At 43.2% G+C, this 1605-nt stretch carries 1 protein-coding gene; it reads right to left on the reverse strand.

Features of this window, described 5'->3' with window-relative positions:
• A partial coding sequence (locus tag ES677_RS15380) for a hypothetical protein (protein WP_170235074.1) occupies positions 1-1605 on the reverse strand: 1605 nt, incomplete at both ends.

Raw genomic sequence — 1605 nt, forward strand, 5'->3', positions numbered from 1 at the left:
GTTTCATAACATTCTGTCGTTGGCTCGGTTGCTTGATCTCCTGTTACCTCCCAAGTACAACTTTCTTTATTAAACGTTGCCGTTTCCCAACATTCTGTCGCTGGTGCTGCTTCTTGTGTTCCTGTTACAACCCAACTACACGTATCATTATTAAACGTTGCGGTTTCATAACATTCTGTTTTTGGCTCGGTTGCTTGATCTCCTGTTACCTCCCAAATACACGTATCATTATTAAACGTCGCTGTTTCCCAACATTCTGTCGCTGGCTCGGTTGCTTGATCTCCTGTTACCTCCCAAGTACAACTTTCTGTATTAAACGTCGCTGTTTCCCAACATTCTGTCGCTGGTGCTGCTTCTTGTGTTCCTGTTACAACCCAACTACACGTATCATTATTAAACGTTGCGGTTTCATAACATTCTGTTTTTGGCTCGGTTGCTTGATCTCCTGTTACCTCCCAAATACACGTATCATTATTAAACGTCGCTGTTTCCCAACATTCTGTCGTTGGCTCGGTTGCTTGTTCTCCTGTTACCTCCCAACTACACGTATCATTATTAAACGTCGCTGTTTCCCAACATTCTGTCGCTGGTGCTGCTTCTTGTGTTCCTGTTACATCCCAAAGACACGTATCATTATTAAACGTTGCGGTTTCATAACATTCTGTGGTTGGTGCTGCTGCTTGTGTTCCTGTTACATCCCAAGTACAACTTTCTGTATTAAACGTCGCTGTTTCCCAACATTCTATCGCTGGTGCTGCTGCTTGTGTTCCTGTTACCTCCCAAGTACAACTTTCTGTATTAAACGTCGCTGTTTCCCAACATTCTGTCGCTGGTGCTGCTGATTGTTCACCTGTTACATCCCAAGCACAACTTTCCGTGTTAAACGTTGCCGTTTCATAACATTCTGTCGCTGGTGCTGCTGCTTGTGTTCCTGTTACAACCCAACTACAAGTAGAGTCATTAAACGTTGCCGTTTCATAACATTCTGTGGTTGGTGCTGCTTCTTGTGTTCCTGTTACATCCCAACTACACGTATCATTATTAAACGTCGCTGTTTCCCAACATTCTGTTTTTGGTGCTGCTGCTTGTGTTCCTGTTACAACCCAACTACACGTATCATTATTAAACGTTGCGGTTTCATAACATTCTGTTTTTGGCTCGGTTGCTTGATCTCCTGTTACAACCCAAATACAACTTTCTGTATTAAACGTCGCTGTTTCCCAACATTCTGTCGCTGGTGCTGCTGATTGTGTTCCTGTTACAACCCAACTACACGTATCATTATTAAACGTTGCGGTTTCATAACATTCTGTTTTTGGCTCGGTTGCTTGATCTCCTGTTACAACCCAAATACAACTTTCTGTATTAAACGTCGCTGTTTCCCAACATTCTGTCGCTGGTGCTGCTTCTTGTTCTCCTGTTACAACCCAACTACACGTATCATTATTAAACGTTGCGGTTTCATAACATTCTGTCGTTGGCTCGGTTGCTTGATCTCCTGTTACCTCCCAAGTACAACTTTCTGTATTAAACGTCGCTGTTTCCCAACATTCTGTCGCTGGTGCTGCTTCTTGTGTTCCTGTTACAACCCAACTACACGTATCA

Origin of the sequence: Bizionia gelidisalsuginis (assembly GCF_008086185.1) — a bacterium.
GTDB lineage: Bacteria > Bacteroidota > Bacteroidia > Flavobacteriales > Flavobacteriaceae > Bizionia > Bizionia saleffrena.